Here is a 24,719-nt window from a genome sequence, read left to right on the forward strand (position 1 = left end):
GCCTACTCGACCGGAAGCTCCAGCAGCTCGACCCCCTCGGGAATCGCCGCGCGGTCGACGACGATCTCGTAGTCCGAGAACGCACGGGCCTCGGCGCCGTCCTCGATAAGCCGCTTCACCGACACCGTATCGAACAGCTTATGGGCCGGCGCGTTCCCCAGCTTGCTCTCATGCTTGAACGCGAACAGCTTGCGCGAGGCCATCAGCCCGCGCGCGGCGCTGCGGTCGTTCTCGAACATGTTCATGAGCGCCTCGAAGAACAGGTCGAGGTCGTCCTGGGAGAAACCCGTCTTCTCGGCCAGCGCCGCGGAGATGAACCCCTCGGCCCGGTACAGCCCGTAGGGCACGTACTGCTTGCGGCCCATGGTCTTCTCCTTCTCGGCGTCCTTCTCGTTGGTCACCGCCATGCGCGTGATGCTCATCTCGAGCGGCAGCACCGGGTCGACGGACTCGGCGAAGCACAACTGGATGGGGCCGCGCACCTGCCCGCAGTTCACGTCGGTGGTCATGACCGCGCCGAACGCGCGGATGTCGAAGAAGTTGTCGCACATGAACTTCGTGACTTTGAGCTGGTCCTCCTTGGCCTTCGGCAGCTTCTTCGACGCGGGCTTCATATCGTAGTGCACGTACGCCTTGCGGTTGCGGTCGTTGAGCACGGCCGCCTCCTGCACGTAGATCTTGTACCCGAGCTCGCCCTCGGCCACGTCGGGGTCATCGATCTCCTCGCCCTTCACCAGGTCGACGTAGTTGCGGATCTTGCGCTTCAGGCACACGTCGGACACGATGCCGCGGCTCGTGTCGGGGTCGATGCGGGGCATGTTGCCGGCATCCGGATCGCCGTTGGGATTGCCGTTCTTCACATCGAAGAAGAAGACGAAGTCGTAGCGGTTCTTGATGGGCTCTGCCATGATGTCCTCCTAGTTGGTTTCGGTCTCGTCGTCAGCGTCTTCGGCATCCGCTGCCGCATCGGCCTCGTCGTCGTGCTTCTTCCACAGGTCGACGCGCTGCTGGTGGTACCCCACGAAGAACTCGCCCTGGTCTTCCGCGTCGAGCGTCTTGGGGAACAGGGCCGGTCCGTCGAGCATCGCCATGATCTCGTCGTTCGCCTTCTCGAACTTCACGCAAAGCCCCGGGTTGAACTTGCGAAGCTTAGACAGATGGTTCTGCGTGTTGTGCAGCAGGTGCGGGAACACGCGTGCCGGCGTCGTGGAGGCGGCCCCGATGTAGCGGTCGCGGATGGTCGCGTTCACCTCGCCGAGCGCGCTTCGCTGCGCGTGCTCCATGACGGCGAACAGCCTTCCCAGCACGTAGCCGCGGTTCGCCCTTTTCTTGTCCAGATCCACGTCCAGACTCCTTTCCTCATCGGCGCGTGCGGCGCCGTCCTCTCCATTCGAGTTTTCAGCGCCGAGCCGCGCTCTGCGCACAAGGCACGCCTTGAGCAGCGCCGCGCGTTGGCCCATGTCCCACGAGTTGCGCCGCGCATGGTCGGAGCGCATCCGTGAAAGCACCGCGTAGTAGAGGGCCTGTGGAAACGCACGGCCAGTGAGCATGGCCTCTATGCAGCCGTTCACCAGCGTCGAAGGCAGCTGGTCGGCCGACCCCATGGGCGCGGTCTGCAGCAGCAGCGTGCGAAGCGAGCGGGCGCGCACGTCGGCCATGCTCACGTCGCGAAGGTACGCTCCGAAGTTCTCGGCCATGCGCCCGAGCGTGCTCGTCTCGAAGAACCTCACGGCCAAGCGCGCCGCATTCGGCGCGAGGCCGAGCACGAAGTAGCGCGTCTCGGTGTCGACGCCGGCCAGGGGAAGACCGCGCTCCATGCTCTCGAGCGCCGCGCGCACTTCCTGCACGGCGTTCTGGTCCTCGGCCCTGTCGAGCTCGTCGGGGTCGAGTATCCCCAGCATGACCAGGTCCTCCGCCGGAGCCGGACGATCGGCCCAGAACACCACCGTCGTCTCTCCGATGCGCACCCGATGCTCGCGATCGGCGCAGAGCTGCCGTAGCGCGGAGCCCGCGTTGAAAGCCGCCGCCTCCGAAACCGACGCGTTGTAAGCCTGCGACTTGCCATACGACTCGAACGACTGCAGGTTGAACGATACGAGCGACGCTCCGGCCGACTGCGCTCCGGGAACGCCGGTCACCTGAGGAAACAAGCGAGCGAGCGGGCCCTCTTCGCCCGTGACGGCGCATTGGCCAACCACCTCGCCTGCCGCTTGGCCATCGCAATAGGAAGCCCATGCGGCAGCCACCGCGGGCCGCTCGTGCAATCGCCCCCGGTCTCCGTCCAGCCGGAACACCGCGAAGCCGCCGCCTTCGGCCAGCTCCGAGCGCACACCCTCATCGAGGTCGGCGTCGCGATCCTCGCGCTCGAAGAAGCGCAGGACGGCTTGCGCACCCTCGTCGTCGCACTCGCCCAGCACGGCCTCGTGCAGCGCATGCGCGCTCGCCAGCTTATCGGGACCGCGCTTCTCGTCGTAGCCGAGCAGGTAGGCTGCATTGTCGCACAGGAAGAACGGCAGCATGCCGGTTCCGCTGCGCGTCGTATGCTCGGGCACGCGCAGCGAGACGAACCTCCGCAGCTCCTTGCCCGTGCCCGCCGTGAGTTGATACGCGCCCAGCAGCCTGCCATCGCGGGAGAGCTTGAGCTCCCACGCCGCCTTCTCCACGCTCCAATGACGGGCGGGAACGTCGCGCTCGGGATCGGCCAAAAGGCGCTCGTAATACCTGTTGAGCTCTTGCAGGATCATCTGACCACCGCCTCGCGCGCGCGGGCGACGTCGATCACGCCGTCGCGCATCGAGGCGCGGAAGAACTGCGGCTCCATGTCGTGGTCGAAGTCGATGTCGAAGAGCATGAACCCCAGATCCTGCCCGCCGGAACCGGCGTAGAACGACTTGGGCCTATCGCCAGGCTCCTCCATGATCGATACGTCCGCAGGAAACTCGCGGCAGCCGAAGTAGGGCTGGTTGAAGCACTGCCCCTTGCGCAGGCGGCGCAGGGCGATGTTGTAGTGCTTCTCCACCGTGTCGTCCTCCCCCGCCTGCTCCGTCAGCGTGAAATGCGCGTCGATCAGGTACGCGACGTCCTTCAAATACATGGTCGCGCGCTGCTGGCGGTCGTCGTTGGCCGCCGTCCATACCTCCTCGCCGCGCTCCATGGCGGCCTTGGCGTTGCGGTAGCTCAACTTGCCGCCCAGCTCGTTGCGCCTGAACGTGTCGAAGCGGATCTCGTTGAGCACCTCGATGCGATCGATGTGCCACCGGATGGCCGGCTTCCAGTACACGGCCTCGATGAGCCCGCGCGCCGCCGACGGCGTGATGACGTCGTAGCTGACGCGCTCGGCCTTCATCTCAGGTCTCGTGAAACACGCCCGAGGGCCTCGCGCGAGCACTTTGATGCCATACCCCATGTCGAACCTCCTTTCCCTCTCGTCGTAACCGCGCTCGCAAGCGCAGCCTCCGTATCAGCAGCTCAGCAGCTCGAGAACCTCCTCTCCCGCCGCAACCAACCCCACATCCTCCCGGTAGAAGGACCGGCAACCGTCCTCTTTCAATATGAGGAACGGCTCAAGCTCTTCGACGGCGTCCGCCTGCTTGTACCCCTCGATGCTCCAGATAGGCACCCCCACGCTGAACCGCTGCAAGCGCATGGCCATGCCCGCCGGGTTCTCGCTCGCGAGCAGCTCCTTGAGAAGCGCGCGGCCTTCGGCGCCCCAAGGCACGAACACGGGAACGGAGTCGTCTTGGATGATCCGGTAGTCCAAGGCGCACTGCTCGAACGGCATGGTTTCGAATCTGTCCGAAATCAGGTTTTTCGTGGCCGTTTTCTGGAAGATGCCCTTGGCATCGAGGCATTCGGAACCATAGCGCGTTTGGAAGAACGCGGGAATCAGCCCCTCGTCGACCCGTCCGCCGTTTTCACGGACCACGTCGCGGGCAATGCCCTTCATCTTCTCGAGCCACGTTTCCGTCTTCTGCCGCTCGCCGTCGACGGACAGCTCGAACACGCGCACCGTGCCCGCTCCCGGCAAGCGCCCCTCGCGGTTGCAACGGCCGGCGGCCTGCACGACGGAGTCGAGCCCTGCGAGCTCGCGGTACACCTCGGGGAAATCGACGTCCACGCCCGCCTCCACGAGCTGCGTCGACACCACGACGCAGCGCTCTTTGCGGTCAAGGCGCTCGCGAATGCGCTCGAGCATGGCGCTGCGATGGCCCGGAATCATGAAGGCGCTCAAATGGAAGTACCCCTCGTCGAACGCGCGCTTGACGTCCGATAGGTCGCCGCGCTCCACCGCTCGCGCCACCACATTGTCGTATATGGCACGGGCGAGGCCGCGCGTGCCCACCACGCAGAGCACCTCACGACCAGCCGCGATGCGCTCGACGAGATCCGCCTGCTCGATCGTGCCGAGCGACTCGTAGGCAACCCGCCCGCCGAACGCCTCGTCGAACAAGTCGCGATGCTGCACGATCTCGCGCGGCTCGGCGCCGAAGGGCCACAGCCCCTCCAGCGCCGGCTGCGTGGCCGTGCACAGCACCATGCTCGAGCCGTAGCCCGCCGCAAGCTCCTCGAGCATGGCGAGCGAAGGCTTCAGCAGTTCGTCGGGGAGCGTCTGCGCCTCGTCGAGGATGATGACGCTTCGCGCCATGTTGTGCACCTTGCGGCTCTTGCCCGGCTTGTTCGAGAAGAGCGATTCGAACAGCTGCACGTTCGTCGTCACCACAATGGGCGCGTCCCAATTTTGGATGGCGAGACGCTGCCTGGCCTTCTCCTCGTCATCGAGGTCGCGGAAGTCGTAGTTGGAGTGGTGCTCCAGCACGTTCTCGGCGCCGAATATGGCTTTGAGCGTGGCGGCTGTCTGCTCGACGATGCTGGTATAGGGGATAGCCACGATGACACGCTCCATCCCCTGCTCAACCGCATGCCGCAACCCGAAAGCCATCGAGCTGAGCGTCTTGCCGCCGCCGGTCGGCACCGTCATGGTGTAGAGCCCGGAAGGCTGCACGGCGGTCGCGAGGCAGTCTTCGTACACCGAGCGCCGCGCACGGTTGACTGACGTGTCGCCCGCCTTTTCCATAAGCTCGGCCATGTGGCTCTCGAGCTTCGCGAGCAGCTCTTCCATGTTGGCGAGCTCGCGCGCCTCGCGCGCTTCCGAGGCTTCAGGCGTCATGAAGCGTTCGGTATCGAGGTAATCGCCATCGACCAAGCTGGAATACAGGAAGTGCTCGAGCACGAACATCGAGAACGCTTTTCTCGCTGTGCTTTCGAACGTTCGACCGGGGTGCATAGGGGCTCCAAGCCGGGCAGCATCGGGAAGGTTGATTTGCCCTGCCTCGACCAGCTCGAAGAAAGCATTGTAGGATTCGATCTCGCCGCCAAGGCGATCTTTGAGCGGCGACCGCAGCAATTTGCTATTTGAACTGGGGGGATTTGACCAAATTTTACCGTTGGGCATTCCGCCGTGATGTCCGCAAAGGGCGTATGCCATGAATTGCCCGCAGACTCCATACCGACCGACAGCGACCTTCGCTCCCGCCGTCGAATGATCGACCGGCTTGCCGCCTTCCAAGCGCCTCCGGAAGCCGACACTCGCCTTGCCCGCATCGTGCAGCAATCCGAGCGTGCGCCCCCATACCCCCATGCCGAACTTCTCCGCAAACGCCTCGGCCAGCCGCGCCACCTCGTTCGCATGCTCCGAAAGGGTCTGCCACGTTGAAACATCGTCGAGGTCGGAACCAGTATGAGCGTAGTATTCTGGCATGAGGCTTCCGATCAATAATCTAAATCATAATAGATTATTTCATTGTACACGTTTATCGGATTTTGATTATCCTCATAATGGTACAGGTCAAATTATGGGATGAAATATAATTTGAGTTTTGACGTTAGTTCAAAAAACAAGAGCGATCGGCTCCGTTTATCCAACATCCTGTCTGATCTTCCCGGGATCAACCGTCGGGAGCTCAAGGAGGACCTCTGCCCGGCGTGCCACGTAGCCGTTCAGACACTTCAACCGCTCGTCGCTGAAATAGTTGCGGGTATCGCTTTCGTCGAACTCGTCCATGACTGGATGACGCTCAAAAACGAATCCGGCAAGCCGCTCCAATTGCGCTTTCTGCACCGGACCGATCACGAGAGCCGCCTGCTCGTCGAGCGAGGGGGCGAACGCGCCGCGGCCGATCGACGCCTTCCGCATCATGGCATCCACGTTCAGCTCGTCGGGCATCGCTCCCGCGAACAGCCCCACGTTATGGTCGAACAGCGGAGCCATCCCCTTTACGGCGCCTGTGGCGCTATCGCGCAGCACGCCGTAGTTCCCCATATGGCGATCCTCGTTGCCTATGAGCGCGTCAAACACGAGCATCGATTTGAACCTTTCGAGCGCCTCTTCGCCGAGGCTTGCAAAATACGCGAGAGCCTCGCGCAAGTTCATGTTCTTGAAACGCTCGGTGGGTACCGCAAAGCCGAAAGGTACGAACGCGACGTCCTTCGAGCAGAACAGCTCGCAGGTGGAGCAGAGCTTCCCCTTCCATAGGGCCAGGTCATACGGAACCGCGTCGATCCCCATGCGGTGCGCGATCTGGAAGGAAAGGTATTCCGAGTAGGGCTCCTTGCCAACGTTGGCGCCTTCGAACAGATGACCAGCCTTGTACAGGATGCGCTTAGATCCTTCCGCCCGCCATGCCTTGGGGAACATGCCGCTGTTGGTGAGCTCGCTTGGGATGCCGCCGTCGGCAAGCGCGTCTGAAGCGACGCCAGTGTACGCGACAAGCTGCAAAGCGGCGCTCATCTCATTCTCATAGAGGTTCCATTCAGCAAAAGAACCCTCGAAGCCTCGAGGAACAACCCAATAGGAATCGTTGAGCGAAAGGCCCTTACTCACATCGATGATCGATTTCGCATCGTCGGACTCGATGCCGCACGACTTGAGTATCTCGTCAACATAGGCGCGATTCTTCGGGATGCGCCGTCGGCGAATCCATTCGAAGAGACGCTCGTCGGTAGTCTCTCCATCGAACGACAGCGGGAGAAGGCGGCTTGCCGACGAGTCTGCCGAGACAACCTCAACTGAAAGATCGCCGTACTCGCCGCGCGACATGCGAAAGACGATCAGGATCCGATCGAACAGCCGCAGCTCGTATATGTCGCTCTCGCGCATCATGAGCGCATTGTAGCATGGGGGCGCAAATGTCTGTCGAAACCGGTGCTAAGAGCACGATACGGCGACGGTGCGCACCCAATTCACACCCCTTTCGCAACTGCAGCAGTGACAAATCAGGTAGCTTCGCAGAGGCCGAGGCCTATCACTCGTTTTATCGGAAGCTAGCGCGGCGGCATTTCAACCCACGCGCCCCTATGGGGCGCGACCCCTGCATGAGCGACCCGAGCTGCTGGACTAAGGGCAGTTTCAACCCACGCGCCCCGCGAGGGGCGCGACGTTAGAAGAGCTCGTGTGAGCCTTTTTGAGACCTTGTTTCAACCCACGCGCCCCGCGAGGGGCGCGACTATGGCTTCAATCGCTCGTTTGGGCGTGCTCGAGTTTCAACCCACGCGCCCCGCGAGGGGCGCGACCCGCTCCCCTCCCGTTGGAGGCCGCGCCTCTTGGAGTTTCAACCCACGCGCCCCGCGAGGGGCGCGACAGCGAACGCACGAGAGGGTCATCGCCGAGTACCCGTTTCAACCCACGCGCCCCGCGAGGGGCGCGACGCTGATGGAGCGCGTCGTGCCGTACACGGAAGTGTGGTTTCAACCCACGCGCCCCGCGAGGGGCGCGACGGTCTCTTCTGCAACCTGATTCCACACCCGCGAGAGTTTCAACCCACGCGCCCCGCGAGGGGCGCGACTGTCAATTCATGCATAATTCTGAATAAAATTGAATGAAATATGCAATTTTCAAGCTGCCTCAGAACCCTCCTAGCAACCATCGACCCGAAATGACTCGATTCATGCGCGAACCTCACGTGTGAATCCCCATAGCTTAGGGTTCGCGCACTAGCGGATCGAGGGCACCCAGACTCATCGTCAACCTCGAATTCACTCAAGCTCATTATAGAACAAGCAAGAACGTACGAGTTCGCATCACCCAAAAGGAAGCCTCTCCTGCCCACCGCTTACCCTATCAGCACGGAATTCCCAATCCTATCCCCCTGCGCCCTTTTGGACATGGCGCCACCGCGCCGCGCCGGCCATACTGCACTCAACATCACTTCCTAGTTGCACTTCCACGGCGTTTCCGAAGGTTTGCGCTCGCAGGCGGCGGCAGGCGGGCGGTCAACATGAAGGCGGGCCTCGTTTGCGGAAAGGAGCGGGATCGGGCTGCGACGGCCGGGCACGGCCGCCAATCGGAGAGACGAGAGGAAGAGGGCTCATGGCTGAGGACAAGGTTGAGGTACTGCGCGCCGGTTGCTTCTTCTGCCACGTGCGCTGCGGCGTGCTGGTGACGAAGGTGAACGGCAGGATCACGAACATCGAGGGCGACCCGGACTGCCCGCACAACAAGGGCTACACGTGCTCGCGCCTGGACAAGCAGCGCTACCTGGAGGGGTTCGTGTACAACCCGAACCGCCTGAAGAAGCCGCTCAAGCGCGTGGGCGAGCGCGGCGGCGGCCAGTGGGAGGAGATCTCCTGGGACCAGGCGTTCGACGAGATAGCCGAGAAGCTGGCCGAGCTGCGCGACGAGTACGGCCCCGAGACGCTTGCCTTCACCGAGGGCACGGCGCGCACGTGGAGCTGGCTGCACTACAAGTTCACGAACCTGTTCGGCAGCCCGAACACGGGCGGCAACGGCACCATCTGCTACTCCAGCGACATGTGGCTCGAGCCCTGCACCTACGGCGGGTTCTGCTCCGACAAGTCGGACTGGGTGAACGCCGGCCTCGTGGTGCTGTGGGGCCGTAACACCATCGCGTCGGAGCCGCTTTTGTGGGACTGGGTGAACACGAACCGCAAGGAGCGCGGCGCCAAGCTCATGGTCATCGACCCGCGCTTCAGCGAGGTGGCCCAGCAGGCCGACCTGTTCCTGCAGATCCGCCCCGGCACCGACGCAGCGCTCGCGCTCGGCTGGATCAACGTGATCATCGAGGAGGATCTCTACGACCACGAGTTCGTGGACGAGTGGTGCGTGGGCTTCGACGAGCTGCGCGAGCGCGCCAAGGACTACCCGCCCGAGAAGGTGGCCGAGATCACCTGGATACCCGCCGACAAGATTCGCGAGTCGGCCCGGATGTACGCCACCACGAAGCCGGCCTGCCTGCCGTGGGGCCAGAAGGGCGGCGACGCGAGCGGCATCAACGCCTCCAGCGCCATCCGCGGCAAGGCCATCCTGCGCGCCATCACGGGCAACATCGACAAGAAGGGCGGCGACCAGCTGGCGCCCCCGTCGCGCTTCCCCCCGGCGTTCTACGAGCACTACGCGCTCTCGCAGGAGCAGCGCGACAAGATGATCGGCAACGACCGCTTCCCCGGCCTCACGTTCAAGGGCTGGGACGTCATCTCGCAGGCCTACCCGTCGTTCTATCCGTACTCCAACGCGCCGCTGCTGTTCCGCGCCATGCGCGACGGCGACCCCTATCCGGTGAAGGCCCTCATCGTGCAGGCCGACAACCCGGTCATGGCGTTCTCGAACACGAAGCTCGTGGTAGAGGCCCTCATGAACCTAGACCTCTTGGTGGTGCACGACTACTTCATGACGCCCACCGCGGCGCTTGCCGACTACGCGCTTCCAGCCGCCACATGGCTCGAACGCCCGGACAACTGCTATGCCGTCATGAACCACCGCCCCATGTACTTCGGCGCGCAGGCGCGCGTGCTGGAGCGCTTCGAGGGCGGCGCCGACGTGGACTTCCGCGACGACTACGAGTTCTTCTACGGCCTGGCCATCCGCCTGGGCCAGGAGGACAAGTGGTGGGGCCCGAAGGCCGAGGACATGCTGGATTTCCAGCTGGCGCCCATGGGGCTCACGCACGAGAAGTTCTACCATGACGTGAAGTACATGGCCGGCCAGAAGAAGTTCGAGAAGTACAAGGAGCCCGGCTACAAGTTCCTCACGCCGTCGGGTAAGGTGGAGCTGTACTCCTCGGTCATCGAGGACCTGGCGCGCGAGACCGGGCTGCCCTTCGACCCGCTGCCGGCGTTCGAGTACCCGGCGTCGAGCGTGGAGAAGCATCCCGAATGGGAGGGCGTCTACCCGCTCGTCATGATCACGGGCGCTCGCTTCCTGCCGTTCTACCACTCCGAGCACCGGCAGCCCGGGCCGTACCGCAACCTGCATCCCGACCCGATTTTCGACATCCACCCCGACACGGCCATCGATCTGGACATCCGCGACGGCGACTGGTGCTGGATCGAGACGCACATGGGCCGCATCAAGCAGCGCGCCCGCAAGACGTCCATCGTGGACCCGCGCGTCATCAGCGTGCAGCACGACTGGTGGTTCCCGGAGAAGGACCAGGCCCTGCCGAGCCTGTTCGGTGCGTTCGAGTCGAACGCGAACGTGCTCTTGGACGACGACCCCGACTCGCTCGACCAGCTCATCGGCGCCTGGCAGCAAACCGGCGTGGCCGCAAAGGTGTACAAGTGCGAGGAGCAGGACCGGTAGGCCCGCTTCCCGCACGCCAAGCCCCGCGGCGCCCGGCGCACGAGCGCCGCGGAAACCGGAAGGCGCCGGGCTGCGACGCGCGCGACCCGGCGCACGAGACGCCCCCCTCGGCAGCACTGCCGAGGGGGCGCGCGAACCAACAGGAAGGCGGATGATCGCAATGGCTGCCGATCTCGACAAGCTTTTCGGAATCGACCCCGACGCCGTGGCAAAGCTCAAGGAGCTGGGCATAGCCACCATCGAGGAGTTCTACGACGTGGCCAAGTACGCGGACTCGCGTGCGGAGCTCTCGGAGAAGACCGGCGTCGACCCCTTCAAGCTGGAGGAATGGTCCTCGACCGCCGGCAACTTCATACTCATGTCGAACTGCGAATGGTAAAGGAGGCCCAGCCGTGTGCTTCAGACCACCCACGGCGGAGGCGGGCGAGGTGGTATGCCCCAGCTGCTACATCGTCGCCGAGCCGAACCCCGACGGAACCTGCCCCGAGTGCGGGGCGGTGATGAGGAAGCCGGAACCTGTAGCGCCGCCGAGCGCCCCTGGCGGCGCTACACCCGGGGCGCCGACATCCCCCGCGCCGCCGAAGGCACCGGGAACCCCGAGCCCGGGCGCCTAGCCGGGCGCCCTTCCCCGCAAGAGCGGAAGTTCCCGCAGCATGCCGCACCGCTGCGGGAACTTCCGCGCTATCATGGAGTCCGCAGCCGCCCACGCGATGCAGCCCGGCAACACCGCAGCCACGTCCCAACGAGGTAGCCATGAGCCCGAAGCGCCCTGATGCGAAGCTCCGCCTGGCCGAGGCGTTCGTGCGCCTCGTGGAAACCATGCCCGCCGAGCGCATAACCGTCAACATGATCGCCGAGCAGGCAGGCAAGCACCGCAAGACGTTCTACTACCATTTCGGCGACAAGGAGCAGCTTGTCGTGTGGCTCTTCCGCTATGACCTGGCGTGCGGCCTGCTGGACAAGTTCCCCGAGGACCTGCTGGTGTGGGAGACAGGCAGCCCTGAAAGCACGCTCGCTGCGTTCCCGTTCTACGCGCGCAAGATCGAGGACTCGGGACGCATCTACAACGCCCCCTTCTTCGCCGCGCTCTCCTACTCGCTGGAGCGTCGGCGGACGTACTACCGCCGCATGTTCTCCACGCGCGGCCCGGGTACGCTCGACTTCTACCTGCACCAGCTGTTCTTCCCCGTCATCAGGGAGGACATCCTGTTCCTGATCGACCGCAGGGTGGAGGAGCAGGCCCCGCTTGTCCGGCAGGCCGTGCGCGAGCGCCTGACCGGCAACGCGGGCGTCGACTTCCTGGCCGAGTTTTACACCGGCGCGTTCCTGTCGCGCTTCGTGGAGCGTTTGAACTACACGTCGGCGCGACGCACGGCGCGCGACATCCTCCCCTTCGAGAACGTGGTGCATGACTCCCTGGCCGCGCTCATACGGCAGGAGGTCGAGAAGGCCGCGAGCGAGATCGGTGGCATGCCGGGGGAGATAGCGAAACCGCAAGCGGAAGGAGGCTTCCCATGTGCATCCCCTGCGTGATGTGCGGCGCATGCATGGCCGACGGAAGCGGCGAGCGCATCGACGACGGCCGCTGCCCCGAATGCGGCGAGCCGGTGCCCGACAACGCCGTGAGCTGCCCGAAGTGCTTCACGTTCCTGTATCGCCCTTCTGACATGATGGCGAGCACGATAAAGAAGTATGGGGCGAACGAGACGCACGCAACAGCGGGATCGGACGAGCCGGGGAAGCCGGGCAAGACAGGCGAGCCTGCCGGGTAGTGCGGCAAGCTGGGACAATGCGGCCCAAGAACCGGCGAGCGAGGCGTCAACCCAGTTCGCACGAGGATGCCTCTCGGGTTGTTTAGCCGTCCATTTAGCGAGCACGATTCGAATGATTCAACCCGCGCGCCCCTGTGGGGCGCGACAACGACGAACCGCTTCCCGAGGCGACCTTCAGCGGTTTCAACCCACGCGCCCCTATGGGGCGCGACGGCGACCAGCTGCCCCGGGGCCTTGGGCGGCTCGCAGTTTCAACCCACGCGCCCCTATGGGGCGCGACGTGTCGGTTACGTACGGGCCGTGGTAGTCGTTGGTTTCAACCCACGCGCCCCTATGGGGCGCGACCGCAGAGGACCCACGCCGGCTCGCCAGCCAGCGCGTTTCAACTCACACGCCCCTATGGGGCGCGACACGCCTGTATGCGCGGCGCGTCCGATTCCCAGTCGTTTCAACTCACGCGCCCCTATGGGGCGCGACGCTCGCCAACGGGAGCGTCAATGCGTCCAAACTCGTTTCAACCCACGCGCCCCTATGGGGCGCGACCTCTACGGTCACGCCAAGGCTTCGCAGACTACGCCGTTTCAACCCACGCGCCCCTATGGGGCGCGACGAGCGCATGCACCTCACTCCCCCGCCCTGCTGCGAGTTTCAACCCACGCGCCCCTATGGGGCGCGACCACGGGGTTCCGCCGTGGCGAGGTGTCCGGCTTCCAGGTTTCAACCCACGCGCCCCTATGGGGCGCGACGACGGGGATGTGGGCCAATAGGTATTCGAGCAGGTTTCAACCCACGCGCCCCTATGGGGCGCGACTGCGTAGACATGGGGTACACGTGGGACGGCATGATGTTTCAACCCACGCGCCCCTATGGGGCGCGACCGGTTCCTCCGCTCCTGATGATTTCTGGAGGCATCTTGTTTCAACCCACGCGCCCCTATGGGGCGCGACACCGTCGTAGACGCCACCGGCAAGGTCGTGGCCGGTTTCAACCCACGCGCCCCTATGGGGCGCGACTCCAACGCTGCTCATAGCAGACGGAACAGCCGTGTTTCAACCCACGCGCCCCTATGGGGCGCGACCACGGCCTTCTTGGCGTCGGCCGTGCATTCGTCGATGTTTCAACCCACGCGCCCCTATGGGGCGCGACTGGCAGTTTATGCAGGATAGTGCATTTTTCACTTATAGTATTCATTTTTCAAGATGCGTAGCACCTTGCGCAACCAGCAAGCTACCCCTCTGGACGTGTCATTCTGCGCGAACCTCTTGAGTGGACTGCCAGAGCTTCGGGTTCGCGCAGAGCGGCGCGCTCTCGCGCGAGGCCTCCTCCCATGACACGCGCGTCAGATAGTACGTCTCCAGGTCCTGCATGGTGCCGTCGGGGGCGGGCTCGGCGGCGTGGATGATGCCCTCGCGTTCGAAGCCGCACTTCTCGATAACGCGTCGAGAGCGATCGTTGAACAGGTAATGCGTGCAGGAGATCAGGCCGAGGGCCAGCTCCTCGAAACCGTAGCGGATAACCTCGCGCGACGCCTCCGTCATGTAGCCCCGGCCCCAGGCGGGCTTCGCCAGGGAGTACCCCAACATGAGGGCATCGACGTTGCGCCGCTGCGGGTCAGGGATGAGCCCGACCGAGCCGATGCAGGGACCCGTGCACGGTTCCGATACGGCGCCGTCGGAACCGTCAGCCCCGTCGGCAGCGGAAAGCTTCTCGAACACGCCGAACACGTGCGGCTCGCAGGCCACGGCCTCGATGAACGCGCGCGAGTCATCGAGCGTGCGGTGCACGGGCCAGCCGGCGTCGGCGCCCACATCGGGATCGGAGCAGTAGGCGAACACGTCCTCGGCATCCTCCGGCCCGATGGCGCGCAGCACGAGCCGCTCAGTCTCGAGCACGGGGCAGGCGGCAGACGTCTCGGCGAACAGGGCTGGAAGGGCATCGGGATGCCGCGCGGCAGAGGAGGCGAGCACGGCCGCCAGCTGCTCCTCGTCGACCACGCGCACGCCCTCCGTCCGCAGCAGGCGCGCCGCGGCGCCGTAGCCGGGAACGAGCGCGCCGGAGAACGTGCCGTCGTACACCAGGCCGCATCCGCACGACGGGCTCTTCGCCTTCAGCACGGCCAGCTTGCAGCCGCCCTCCCCCACGGCCTCGAGCGCCGCCTGCGCGCCGGCCATGAAAGCGGCCGTGACGTCCGCGCCCTCCGCGCTCGTCACGCGCAGAACACGCTCGGCGGCATCGATCTCGCTCGGCGACCGCGGCACCGGCAGACCGCCCAAGACCTCCGGGCACACGGGCACGAGCTCGACGCCGTCCAAGCCCTGCAGGAGCCGGGCGGCCTCGGACGGGCACGACCTCCCGTCGTAGCGGCAGGGCTCTCCCAGCAGGCAGGAACTGATGGCAATCTTCAACGTCTGCGCCTTTCGTCGGCGGGATACGGCTGCGAACGCCATTCTAACACGTGGCAGTGCGGCGAACGGGGCTCCCGGAGCCGATGAGGGCGAGCGTCTTGCTACGACGACCCATCGAAAGCGCACGACGGACTGCATAGCCTCAGACCGGAACCCGACAGAAAGAGCATCTGATGCCGAAAAGCGCCCCTTCCGGCGAAGTCGCGACAGCGATGACGGCCGTTAAGATGACCTGCATGGCGGGGCTTCCGAGCCTGAAGGTCAGACACAACTTCGCCGGCGTGAAGGCGAGCCCGGCGGCTCAAGCCGAAGATTGACCGGTACGCGCACGAGATGGAGGAGGAATCACGTCGAATCGACGCGGACTCTTGGAAGATCAGCGCGGCAACCTAGCCCATGAGCCTGCCTACGAGGCGGCGGGATAGCCCCGATGCATGCCCGAAGCGCCGGAGGCAGGCGAGATGCTCTCCATCCCAACGCTTCCGAGCAGTTTCCGGCACCGAGCCGGAACGCAGTCAGAAATCGATGAGGTCGCGCACCTCCACGCCGAGCGCGTCCGCGATCCTTCCCAGCTGCTCGAGCCCGATCTTGATCTTGCCCTGCTCGACACGGGTGATGTAGGTGTGGGAGTTGGGCTGTCCGATCATGCCCGCGAGCTTGCGCTGCGAGAGGCCCTGCGCCAAGCGCTGCTCGCGGATCGACTTCCCAAGTCGCTCGTATTTGTTGTCCTGTGTCACTCCCATGTGCCAAGGGTATGCGCTAGACTATTCGTCATAGTCACATGTGAGTGACCTTGACGAAATCGTTTCCGCCCTGTCCGGCAGAGGGGGGCATGATCGAGCTGGAGGGGGCGGCAGATGCCGAGAGGGCCGTCGACGAGGCGAAGGCTGCGCTGGAGAACTCGCCGTGCACTTGAAGCTGTATGGCGAGGGGTTGGAGAACGAGGGGCTCGACACGTTCGACGCTATCGGCGTCAACACGATGGCAAGGGAGGTTCCGGGATCGGCCGCGGCGCGCCTCGGAGAGGCGGCGGACCTGCTCGCTAGACGCCCCTCAGAAGCTCTTCCAGGGAGACATCCAACCCGCGGGCGATCGAATCGAGCGTGGCCAGGCTCACGTTGCGCCTGCCGCATTCGACGTCGGCCAGATAGGTCCGCGACACCCCGAGCCAGGGGGCGCAGGCGTACTGCGACAGGCCCCGCTCCTCGCGTAGGTCCTTGATCCTGAGGCCGAGCCTCCTCTGCGTTTCGGATGATGTGCGCATTCGCCCATGTTTGCGCATCGCTACTGCTCCAATAGTCCACTTTAGGGGTCTATTTGACACTCGGACCGGTATCGTCGAGCACCCGTTGTCCCGAATCGGAAAGGAGGGACTCATGGCCGTCATCTCCAAACTCGGCCGCATGATGGAAGAGCGCGGCACAGGCACCATCGAGCTCGCGGCGAGGGTCGGGATCACCCCGGTCAACCTCTCCCGCATCAAGACGGGCAGGGTGAGGTCGATCCGGTTCTCGACGCTGAACGCGCTCTGCCGAGAACTCGAATGCGAGCCAGGGGACATCTTGGGATACTCTCCCGACGAGAAACCGGGTTGATCACGTTGGGAGCTGTATATGCCCAGCTCCGTTGCACCGCCCGCATCGCACGCGTACAATGCCCCCATGGCCCTCATCGACGACATACGCGCCTACGAGCCCTTCAACGAGCAGGAAGCCGTCGACCGGCTGGCCATCCTGCGCGCGCTCGCGGACGACCCGCACGTGTTCGACCGCTCGGCGCCGGCGCATATGGCCTGCTCGATTTGGACGGTCGACCCCGACAAGCAGCGCACGCTCATGGTGTACCACAACCTCTACGACTCGTGGAGCTGGATCGGCGGGCATGCGGACGGCGAGCGCGACCTGGCACGCGTGGCCCTCCGCGAGCTCGAGGAGGAGACAGGCGTGGCCGGCGCTCGGCTCGTGCCGTGCGGACCGGGCGGCATCTTCTCGCTCGAGGTGCTCACCGTGGACGGCCACGAGAAGCGCGGGCGCTACGTGGGTTCGCACCTCCATTTGAACGTCACGTACCTGGCCGTGGCCTCGCCGGAGGAGCCGCTGCGCGTCAAGCCCGACGAGAACAGCGGTGTGCGGTGGGTCGATCTGGACGACGTCTGCGCCGTGTCCACCGAACCGTGGATCGCGGACCGCATCTACCGCAAGCTCATCGAGAAGCTGGCAGGCGTCGCGCTTTAAGGGGATGGAGGGTTCCTCCAGATAAACGGAGGAAGGCGCCGCATGCGCAGCACCTCCCCCATGCAGGGATTCAGGTTTCAGCCAGCCCTCACTCCAGGTAGTCGCCGTAGCAGTAGCCTGTCTGGTCGCCGTACTTCACCTTGTACCAGTCGCCCTCCACCGAGATAGTGCTCACCGACTCGCCAGCCGCGAACGAGCCCAGGATGCGGGCGTCGGTGCCCGGCTCGGCGCGCACGTTCAGGGGTGCCGTCGTGGTGAGCTTGTTCATCTGGCTGTTCGAGATGTCCTCGGGCGCGGCGGCCTGGCACTTGTCGGCGCCCGTCTGGCCGAAGCCCAGGTACTCGCCGTAGCAGTACGCCTCCTGGCCGTTGAAGCTCACCTTGAACCAGCCGTCGTGCTTGCTGATCACGGGCACGTACTGGCCCTCGGCCAGCGAGCCGATGATCGAGGTGCCCGTGTTGGGCTGCGCGCGCACGTTGAGCGGCGCCGTGGCGTACATGTCGGTGACGTGCCCGTCGTGTACGGTGCCCTCGGCCGTACCCTCGAAGTCGAGGTACTGGTACCAGCAGTGCCCGCGCACACCGTTGTACTCAACGTCGTACCAGCCGTCCTGCGTCATGCCGAACACCTGCACCGACGTGCCCTGGGGCATGGTGTCCATGATGTTCGAGTTGATGTTGGCGCCCTCGCGCAGGTTGAGCGGAGCCGTAGTGGCCATGGTGGTGACGCCCTCCTCGGCGAACGCGCACGGCACGGCCACAGCCGTCGTCAGCATCACCGCCGCGGCCAGGCCGCCGAGCATGAGCTTCGCGGTTCTCATCATCTTCATCGTCTCGCTTCTCCTTCGTTCTTTGCGCAAGCAAACTGCCCGCGCTTCCCTCCTGGAGAAAAGTATGACGCTTTCGCACATCGGGCCGGCCCAGACCCAGGGCATTCAATGAAGGTTTGAGGGAAGCGCGCCCGAAACGCAGCCAAGGCAGCACAACTGCGTGGCGCAGCGGCGCAGCGGTGCGGCGGCGCAGTCGCGCGATCCAACCCGGCCGCGACGGGCCCGATGCCGTTTTCGCGTCGGGCTCCGGCCGCAGGCCCCGCGCAGGCGGTGCTGTAGTATGATGAACTAGTACACCCGTTCGGAGAGGAAGGTGGGGAAAGCACCGATGATCCCGGAGAACGCCCTCGCGGCTATCTGCTCCGCGCGCACCCTGGCACGCGCGGAGCAGATAGCCGCCTCCGACCGCAACATCCTCACAAAGCAGGTGCGCTACGATGGCGACGAGGTCACGCTCTCGGCATTCGTAGCATCGAGCAGCGGCTGGGACGACCGCTACCGCACGTCGGTGTGCTTCGAGGATGACAGCGGCATCGTGCTGGACTATTCCTGCACCTGCCCGGCCTACCGCGAGCATGACGGCATGTGCAAGCACTGCGCGGCGCTGATGCTCTCCTACCGTCGCGCACCCCAGCGGTTCCTCGGCTATCAGGCGCAGCGCACGCGCACGACCTCGGCCTGCATCGAGGACTACATGAAGCGCGCGGCGCGGGCGTCTGGCACGCAGAAGGCGACCGGAAACGTCGATATCGAGACCACGCTCGTTTTCGGCTACCGCTCGTGGTCGGCGCACTTCCGCCTTTCAGGGCCGCAGGGCTCCTATGCGATGAAGGGCGTCTCCGACTTCGTCGAGCGCATGCGCGCGGGCGAGTTCTTCTCCTACGGCAAGAAGCTCGCGTTCCTCCATGTGCCGGCCCAGCTCACCGAGCACGCCCGGCGCGTCGCGCTCTTCCTCGACCGCGCCGTGGCCCTGCGCGAGCAGACGAGCGCGGCGGCGTACTGGCGCTACCGCTCCTCGAGCGTGGTGGGACGCGACCTGGAGCTCTCGGATGCCGAGGCCGTCGAGCTGCTCGACCTCCTGGCCGGACGGGAGTTCGCCATGGAGGAAGACGAGGCCGGCGCACGGCGGACCGTGCGCACGCATGTCGTGGAAGAAGACCCGCGCATAGCCGTTGCCCTGCGCCCCGCCGATCGGGGCGGCTACCGTATCGAGCGCACCGACCTCCTGGCCCTGGCCGCGCAGGGAGAGCGCCTCTACGTGTGGAAGGACGGCCTCTTCCACAACTGCTCGCCCGAGTTCGCCCAATGCGCCGACTTCCTGCGCAATGTCTACGACAGCAGCGAGAGCGACCTTTACGTGGCGGAGGCCGACATGCCGCTCTTCTGCGCGGCGGCGCTGCCGACTATCGAGCAGCACCTGCACGTGGACATGCCCGCCCAGATCGCTGCCTACAAGCCGGTGCCCTGCCAGCTGGAATTCTTCTTCGACCGCGACGACGCACGCGTGACCTGCGAAGCCTGGGCGGCCTATGGCGAGGCACGCCATCTGTTGTTCGGCGGCGAGGTACAGGAAGAGGAAGGCGCGCCGGACGCAGCCTCGGAAACGGAAGCGGCGGCGAAGAAGGCGGAAACACCGCCGAAGCTCTCCGGCCCGCTGCGCGACGAGCGCCTGGAGGCGCGTGCGGGCGAGCTGGCGGCAAGGTACCTCGATGCGGCAGACGCCTCGCTCTCCCTCGCCGACGACGAGGCCGTGGGCGCGCTTTTGTTCGGCGGCCTCACGGAGTTCCGCGCGCTGGGCACGGTGTTCACCACGCCTGCGTTCGACCGCCTCATCCGCGACAAGAAGCCGCGCGTGTCGCTGGGCGTGTCGCTCGCCGGCAACCTCATCAACCTCACGTTGGATTCGGGCGACCTGCCCGCCCGCGAGCTCGCGTCGCTTCTGGCAAGCTACCGCAAGCGCAAGCGGTTCCACCGGCTGCGAGACGGCATGTTCCTCGATTTGCAGGACTTCGACCTCTCGCAGCTCGACCGCCTGGCAGCCGACTTGGGGCTCACGGCCAAGGAGCTGGCCGCAGGCTCGGCGGAGCTGCCCGCCTACCGCGCGTTCTACCTCGACGAGGAGGCCGACCTTGCGCGCGACCGCTCGTTCACGCGTTACGTGGAAGGCTTCCGCACAACCGACGAGCGCGCCTACGACGTGCCACCGGCGCTCGCAGACGTCCTGCGTCCCTACCAGGCCGAGGGTTTCCGCTGGCTCTCGGCGCGCTGCGACGCGGGTTTCGGCGGCGTGCTGGCCGACGAGATGGGCCTCGGCAAATCGGTGCAGATCATAACCCTGCTGCTCGCCCGGCGAGAGCAAGCGCGCACGGTCGGCCCCTCCCTTGTCGTATGCCCCGCCTCGCTCGTGTACAACTGGCTCGCGGAATTCGAGCGGTTCGCGCCCGAGCTCGACGTGCGCGCCGTGGCGGGCACGAAACGCGAACGCGTGCAGTTGCGGCGCGAGGCCTTCGAGGGCGACGGGTGCGACGTGCTCGTGACCTCGTACGACCTCCTGCGCATCGATGCGGCCGCATGGGCGGAACGCGGGCTGTTCTGCTGCGTGCTCGACGAGGCGCAGTACATCAAGAACCCGGCGACCCTCACCACGCGCGCCGTCAAGCGGGTGCAGGCGCAACACCGCTTCGCGCTCACCGGCACGCCCGTGGAGAACCGCCTTAGCGAGCTCTGGAGCATCTTCGACTTCCTCATGCCGGGCCTTCTGGGACCGTACAACCGCTTCCGCGAGCGCTTCGAGCTGCCCATCGTGGGCGGCGACGAGGAGACGGCACGGCGCCTGCAGGCCGTCGCGGGGCCGTTCATGCTGCGCCGCCTGAAGACCGACGTGCTGCGCGAGCTGCCCGACAAGCTTGAATCCATCGTGTACGCGCCGCTCGAAGGCGAGCAGCTGCGCCTGTACGCCGCGCACGAGCAGCGGCTGCGCGAGGAGCTGACCGCGCAGCGCAAGAACAGGAACGACCGCAGCTTCGACCAGCGCAAGGTTGAGGTGCTCGCCGAGCTCACGAAGCTGCGACAGCTGTGCTGCGACCCTCGCCTGCTCTACGAGAACTACGAGAGGGGCGCGGCCAAGCTCGATGCCATCATGGAGCTCGTGTCCTCCGCCCGGGACGCCGGCGAGAAAACGCTCGTGTTCTCCCAGTTCACCAGCTTCCTCGACCGCATTGCGGAACGGCTCGACGCCGCGGGGGTGGGCTACTTCACCATCACGGGGGCCACGCCGAAGAAGCGCCGCCTCGCGCTGGTGAACGCCTTCAACGCCGACGACACGCCCGTGTTCCTCGTATCGCTCAAGGCGGGCGGCACCGGGCTCAACCTCACGGGCGCCTCCGTGGTCGTGCACGCCGACCCCTGGTGGAACGCCGCCGCGCAGAACCAGGCCACCGACCGCGCGCATCGCATCGGGCAGGATAAGGTGGTGAGCGTGCAGAAGGTCATCGCCAAAGGCACCATCGAGGAGCGCATCATGCGCCTCCAAGAGGCGAAGAGCGATCTGGCCGAGCAGATAGTCGGCGCAGGCGGCGTCTCGCTGGCCAGCCTCACCCGCGAGGACCTGATCGACCTCCTGCAGGGATAGCGTGGATCCAGCCGCGTCCGGACGTGACAGGGGGACGGGGATAATGTCTCACGCTCTCGAACGTCTCGCGTAGCCCTGTCGCACCGGAGAGCGTGAGACATTATCCCCGTCCCCCTGTCACGTCCCCCGGCCGGGCGGCCGCTAGAACTTCGCGAAGCGCTCGTAGCGGGCTTGCAGCAAGGCATCCGTCGGCTGCTCGGCGAGCTCGGCCAGGGCGGTGCTCACGTAGGCGCGCACCTGCTCGGCGGCGGCCTCGGGATTCTCGTGGGCGGGGGCGGGACCCTCCGAGAGCACGGCGTCCACAATGCCCATCTGGCACGCCTCCGCCGCGCTCATCTTCATGACCGCGGCCGCCTCGGGGGCGCGGGTGCGGTCCTTCCAGAGGATGGACGCGAAGCCCTCCGGCGACAGCACCGAGTACACGGCGTGCTCCTGCATGGCCACGCGATCGGCCAGGGCGAGCGCGAGCGCACCGCCGCTTCCGCCCTCGCCCACCAGCACGCTCACCACGGGCACGCGCAGGCCTGCGAGCGCCAGCAGGTTGTCGGCGATGGCGTTGCCCTGCCCGCGCTCCTCGGCCTCCATGCCGCAGAACGCGCCCTGCGTGTCAACGAGGCACACGACGGGGCGGCCGAACTTCTCGGCCTGACGCATGAGACGCAGGGACTTGCGGTACCCTTCCGGCTGCGGGCAGCCGAAGTTGCGGCGGATGCGCTCCTTCAGGTCGGCCCCCTTCTCCTGCGCTATCACCGTCACGGCCCGCCCGCCGATCCAGCCGACGCCCGCCACCACGGCCGCATCGTCGCCGAAGGAGCGGTCGCCGTGCAGCTCGATGAAGCCGTCCACCAGCGCGTCGATGTACGTGCGCGCCGTGGGCCGGTGCACGTTGCGCGCCAGCTGCACGCTCTGCCAGGCGCGGTTGCCGGAGTCGGCGGCCGCAGCGGCGGAGATGTCGGCAGATATCCCGTTCACCTCGAGCGACGCGCCGCCCTCGGCGTCGAAGCCGCCGCGAGCGAGGACCTTCCCCAGGCGCTTCGGCGACACGGCGCCGGGGGCCTTCCGCTCCAGGCGCCCCGCCAGGCCGCCCAGCAGCTGCTGGGCGCGCCGCGGGCGCCAGGGAGACGACTCGCCGAACGGCAGGCCGCCCTCGGGTTCGAGCAGGCCGTACGTCACCGTGTTGTACGTGTCGGTGCCATGCTCCAGGTTGTCGCGCACCGTCTGGAAGTCCACGAGGATGGCGCGGTCGCCCGGCTCGTGCGCGCCGCGGTTCGACCTCGCGGTGGCCAGGTGGATGGCCAGCAGGTGCGCGAGGGTCGCGCGCATCTCGGAGCGCTCCACGATGGCGTCGATCAGGCCGTGCTCGAGCGCGAACTCGGCCGTCTGGAAGCCCTCGGGCAGCTCCTGCTTGATGGTGTCCCTGATGACGCGCTGGCCCGCGAAGCCGATGAGGGCACCCGGCTCGGCCAGGATCACATCGCCCTGCATGGCGAACGACGCGGTCACGCCGCCCGTGGTTGGGTCGGTGAGCACCGAGAGGTACGGCAACCCCGCCTCGGCATGGCGTGCGAGCGCGCACGAAACCTTCGCCATCTGCATGAGCGAAACAAGGCCCTCTTGCATGCGCGCGCCGCCCGAGGCCGTGAAGATAACGACGGGCAGGCGCTCATCGGTGGCGCGTTCCACCAGCCGGCACAGCTTCTCGCCCACCACCGAGCCCATGGAGCCCATGAAGAACTGCGACTCCATGATGCCCACGGCCACGCGCAAACCCGCGATGCGGCCCTCGCCCGTGCGCACGGCTTCCTCGAGCCCCGTCTTGGCGCGCTGCGCCGCCAGCTTGCCGCCGTAGCCCGGGAAGCCCAGCGGGTCGGTCTCGGGCACGGAGCGGTTCCACTCCGCGAAGCTGCCCGCGTCGAGCGTGTCGTCGATGCGCTCGGCAGACGACATGCGGAAGTAGCCGCCGCACGACGGGCACGTGCAGTGTCCCGACGCCAGGCTCGCCTCGTCGAACGAGAGGCCGCAGCGCGGGCAGGTGCGCCACGTGCCGTCATCGAGCGGCGGCTTGTCGGTGGAGCAGAGTATCCAGCCGAGGGCCGACGCGTCCGGGCTCATCGCGCGGAACACGCGCACGCCTCGCGCGGCGGCGCGGGCAAGGAAGCTGTCCACCTCGGCCAGCGGAAGCGCCTCGTCGGAGAGCAGCACCACCGCGGCGCCGCATTCGTCCGCCGCCTGCAACACGGCATGGCCGTTGCAGAAGAGCGCGTCGGAGTAGCGCTCGCCCAAGCACACCGCACGCTGCGCCGCCTTGAGGTACCCTTCCCCGCGACGGTCCTGCGTGTACACGGCGCAGGCGCAGAAGCCCGCATCGGCCACGGCCTGCAGCAGGCGCTTGGCCGCTTTGGAGCGCGCCATCACGAGCGCTACGGGCTTGGCGGCCGGGACAGACGTACCAACCTGCGCGTCGACCGCGGCACGCACCCGCGAGCTGGCCTGGGCCTCGCCCGGGGCGACCGCCGTGTACTCGGACGCGTCGGCCGCCTCGAGCGCGTTCGGGGCGAGCGGCAGAGCGGCCGCGGCCTCCTCCACCATGCGCGACAGGCGGTAGGCGACGTCGGCCGACTCCGGCGCAGGGGCTGTCGCACCGCGCTGCGGGACGACCTCGCCGTCGCAGGAGAGCGTGATGTAGTTCTGCTTGCGTTGCCTCATCGGATGCTCCTTGCCTCTTGCCTCGGGGCGCCTGCGCCTCATGCCTGTGCTTCCGCTTTCGCCAGCACGTACTTCTGCGTGGCCGACGCGCACAGCTGGCCGTCGACGCTCGCCTCCACCTCGGCCACGCACAAACGCGACGAGGACTTCACGATGCGCCCCTTGAGGGTGAGCGTCTCGCCCGGGCTCACCTGGCGGCGGAACTTCGCGCCGTCGATGCCGGTGAGGAAGCCGATGGACCTCTCGGCGCCGCGCTCCACGAGGATGCAGAACGAGGCGGCCTGCGCGAGCGCCTCCATGATGATGACGCCCGGCAGCACGGGGTGGCCCGGAAAGTGGCCCGCGAACAGCGGGAGCGCGGGGTCGACGTCCAACTCGGCCGTCACCTCGACGCCCGGCTCGCACGCGACGACGCGGCTCACCCAGCTAAACGGTTCGCGATGCGGCAGCACCGCCTCGACGACGTCCCTCCCACAAGGATATTCGATATCCATGTTGACTCCTTCTTCAATCGACGCACACTCGGCTTCTTCTGCAACCGAACGGAT

General features: G+C 66.1%; 19 protein-coding genes and 2 CRISPR repeat arrays. Of the genes, 8 read left to right on the top strand and 11 right to left on the bottom strand.

Features of this window, described 5'->3' with window-relative positions:
• Window positions 1-2 precede the first annotated feature (2 nt).
• From cas7c to BN3560_RS01840, 5 genes are all read right to left on the bottom strand, one after another.
• Window positions 3-908 (bottom strand): type I-C CRISPR-associated protein Cas7/Csd2, encoded by a 906-nt coding sequence (gene cas7c / locus BN3560_RS01820; RefSeq protein WP_096226812.1) that lies wholly within the window; start codon window positions 906-908, stop codon window positions 3-5.
• 9 nt (window positions 909-917) lie between these two features.
• A complete protein-coding gene (gene cas8c, locus BN3560_RS01825; protein WP_096226813.1) occupies window positions 918-2,744 on the bottom strand; it encodes a type I-C CRISPR-associated protein Cas8c/Csd1 in 1,827 nt (608 codons plus the stop codon).
• Window positions 2,741-3,406, bottom strand: a complete 666-nt coding sequence (gene cas5c / locus BN3560_RS01830; protein ID WP_096226814.1) for a type I-C CRISPR-associated protein Cas5c — start codon at window positions 3,404-3,406, stop codon at window positions 2,741-2,743. Before cas5c ends, cas8c begins: the two co-directional genes overlap by 4 nt.
• 54 nt (window positions 3,407-3,460) lie before the next feature.
• The gene (gene cas3 / locus BN3560_RS01835) at window positions 3,461-5,758 is read right to left on the bottom strand and encodes a CRISPR-associated helicase Cas3' (RefSeq protein WP_123649861.1); all 2,298 of its coding nucleotides are present in this window, start codon (window positions 5,756-5,758) and stop codon (window positions 3,461-3,463) included.
• A gap of 156 nt (window positions 5,759-5,914) precedes the next feature.
• Window positions 5,915-7,159, bottom strand: a complete 1,245-nt coding sequence (locus BN3560_RS01840) for a HipA domain-containing protein (RefSeq protein ID WP_123649862.1) — start codon at window positions 7,157-7,159, stop codon at window positions 5,915-5,917.
• Window positions 7,160-7,402: 243 nt separating this feature from the next.
• A CRISPR array of direct repeats spans window positions 7,403-7,841; the repeat unit is 33 nt; unit sequence GTTTCAACCCACGCGCCCCGCGAGGGGCGCGAC.
• Between the two features lie 524 nt (window positions 7,842-8,365).
• Here BN3560_RS01840 and BN3560_RS01845 point away from each other — a divergent pair.
• The 4 genes from BN3560_RS01845 (at window position 8,366) to BN3560_RS01860 (ending at window position 12,366) form a co-directional block, all read left to right on the top strand.
• Window positions 8,366-10,594: a molybdopterin-containing oxidoreductase family protein gene (locus tag BN3560_RS01845; protein WP_096226817.1), complete on the top strand. Its 2,229-nt coding sequence runs from the start codon at window positions 8,366-8,368 to the stop codon at window positions 10,592-10,594.
• Between the two features lie 160 nt (window positions 10,595-10,754).
• Entirely contained in the window at window positions 10,755-10,973 is a 219-nt protein-coding gene (locus BN3560_RS01850) for a DUF4332 domain-containing protein (RefSeq protein WP_123649863.1), read from the top strand.
• Window positions 10,974-11,347: 374 nt separating this feature from the next.
• A complete protein-coding gene (locus BN3560_RS01855; protein WP_096226819.1) occupies window positions 11,348-12,127 on the top strand; it encodes a TetR family transcriptional regulator in 780 nt (259 codons plus the stop codon).
• Window positions 12,109-12,366 carry a zinc-ribbon domain-containing protein gene (locus tag BN3560_RS01860; protein WP_096226820.1) on the top strand — a complete coding sequence of 86 codons (258 nt, stop codon included), beginning with the start codon at window positions 12,109-12,111 and terminating at the stop codon, window positions 12,364-12,366. Before BN3560_RS01855 ends, BN3560_RS01860 begins: the two co-directional genes overlap by 19 nt.
• 114 nt (window positions 12,367-12,480) lie before the next feature.
• Window positions 12,481-13,512: direct repeats of the CRISPR family, unit length 32 nt; unit sequence GTTTCAACCCACGCGCCCCTATGGGGCGCGAC.
• Window positions 13,513-13,610: 98 nt separating this feature from the next.
• On the opposite strand, the gene BN3560_RS01865 is transcribed toward BN3560_RS01860, so the two are convergent.
• Window positions 13,611-14,771 carry a GNAT family N-acetyltransferase gene (locus BN3560_RS01865; protein WP_096226821.1) on the bottom strand — a complete coding sequence of 387 codons (1,161 nt, stop codon included), beginning with the start codon at window positions 14,769-14,771 and terminating at the stop codon, window positions 13,611-13,613.
• A gap of 173 nt (window positions 14,772-14,944) precedes the next feature.
• Here BN3560_RS01865 and BN3560_RS14220 point away from each other — a divergent pair, with 173 nt between their 5' ends.
• Window positions 14,945-15,088 carry a hypothetical protein gene (locus tag BN3560_RS14220; protein WP_154270023.1) on the top strand — a complete coding sequence of 48 codons (144 nt, stop codon included), beginning with the start codon at window positions 14,945-14,947 and terminating at the stop codon, window positions 15,086-15,088.
• Window positions 15,089-15,286: 198 nt separating this feature from the next.
• Here BN3560_RS14220 and BN3560_RS01870 read toward each other — a convergent pair whose 3' ends face one another.
• Both BN3560_RS01870 and BN3560_RS01875 read right to left on the bottom strand, forming a co-directional pair.
• Window positions 15,287-15,514 carry a helix-turn-helix domain-containing protein gene (locus BN3560_RS01870; RefSeq protein ID WP_087190831.1) on the bottom strand — a complete coding sequence of 76 codons (228 nt, stop codon included), beginning with the start codon at window positions 15,512-15,514 and terminating at the stop codon, window positions 15,287-15,289.
• A gap of 299 nt (window positions 15,515-15,813) precedes the next feature.
• On the bottom strand, window positions 15,814-16,035 hold the full coding sequence (locus BN3560_RS01875) for a helix-turn-helix domain-containing protein (RefSeq protein ID WP_096226822.1): 222 nt from the start codon (window positions 16,033-16,035) through the stop codon (window positions 15,814-15,816).
• Between the two features lie 112 nt (window positions 16,036-16,147).
• Here BN3560_RS01875 and BN3560_RS01880 point away from each other — a divergent pair, with 112 nt between their 5' ends.
• Together BN3560_RS01880 and BN3560_RS01885 are read left to right on the top strand one after the other, a co-directional pair.
• Window positions 16,148-16,366: a helix-turn-helix domain-containing protein gene (locus BN3560_RS01880; RefSeq protein WP_096226823.1), complete on the top strand. Its 219-nt coding sequence runs from the start codon at window positions 16,148-16,150 to the stop codon at window positions 16,364-16,366.
• An 18-nt stretch (window positions 16,367-16,384) separates the two neighbouring features.
• A complete protein-coding gene (locus tag BN3560_RS01885) occupies window positions 16,385-17,005 on the top strand; it encodes an NUDIX hydrolase (RefSeq protein ID WP_227115297.1) in 621 nt (206 codons plus the stop codon).
• Between the two features lie 88 nt (window positions 17,006-17,093).
• On the opposite strand, the gene BN3560_RS01890 is transcribed toward BN3560_RS01885, so the two are convergent.
• Complete coding sequence (locus BN3560_RS01890) at window positions 17,094-17,834, bottom strand: SH3 domain-containing protein (protein WP_096226824.1); 741 nt, start codon at window positions 17,832-17,834, stop codon at window positions 17,094-17,096.
• A 328-nt stretch (window positions 17,835-18,162) separates the two neighbouring features.
• On the opposite strand from BN3560_RS01890, the gene BN3560_RS01895 reads away from it, so the two are divergent.
• Window positions 18,163-21,465 carry a DEAD/DEAH box helicase gene (locus BN3560_RS01895; protein ID WP_096226825.1) on the top strand — a complete coding sequence of 1,101 codons (3,303 nt, stop codon included), beginning with the start codon at window positions 18,163-18,165 and terminating at the stop codon, window positions 21,463-21,465.
• Between the two features lie 141 nt (window positions 21,466-21,606).
• Here the strand turns inward: BN3560_RS01895 and BN3560_RS01900 are convergent, their stop codons facing one another.
• A complete protein-coding gene (locus BN3560_RS01900; RefSeq protein WP_096226826.1) occupies window positions 21,607-24,171 on the bottom strand; it encodes an acetyl-CoA carboxylase carboxyltransferase subunit alpha in 2,565 nt (854 codons plus the stop codon).
• Between the two features lie 38 nt (window positions 24,172-24,209).
• The gene (gene fabZ, locus BN3560_RS01905; protein ID WP_096226827.1) at window positions 24,210-24,665 is read right to left on the bottom strand and encodes a 3-hydroxyacyl-ACP dehydratase FabZ; all 456 of its coding nucleotides are present in this window, start codon (window positions 24,663-24,665) and stop codon (window positions 24,210-24,212) included.
• Window positions 24,666-24,719: the final 54 nt, after the last annotated feature.

This window comes from Gordonibacter urolithinfaciens (assembly GCF_900199375.1).
GTDB lineage: Bacteria > Actinomycetota > Coriobacteriia > Coriobacteriales > Eggerthellaceae > Gordonibacter > Gordonibacter urolithinfaciens.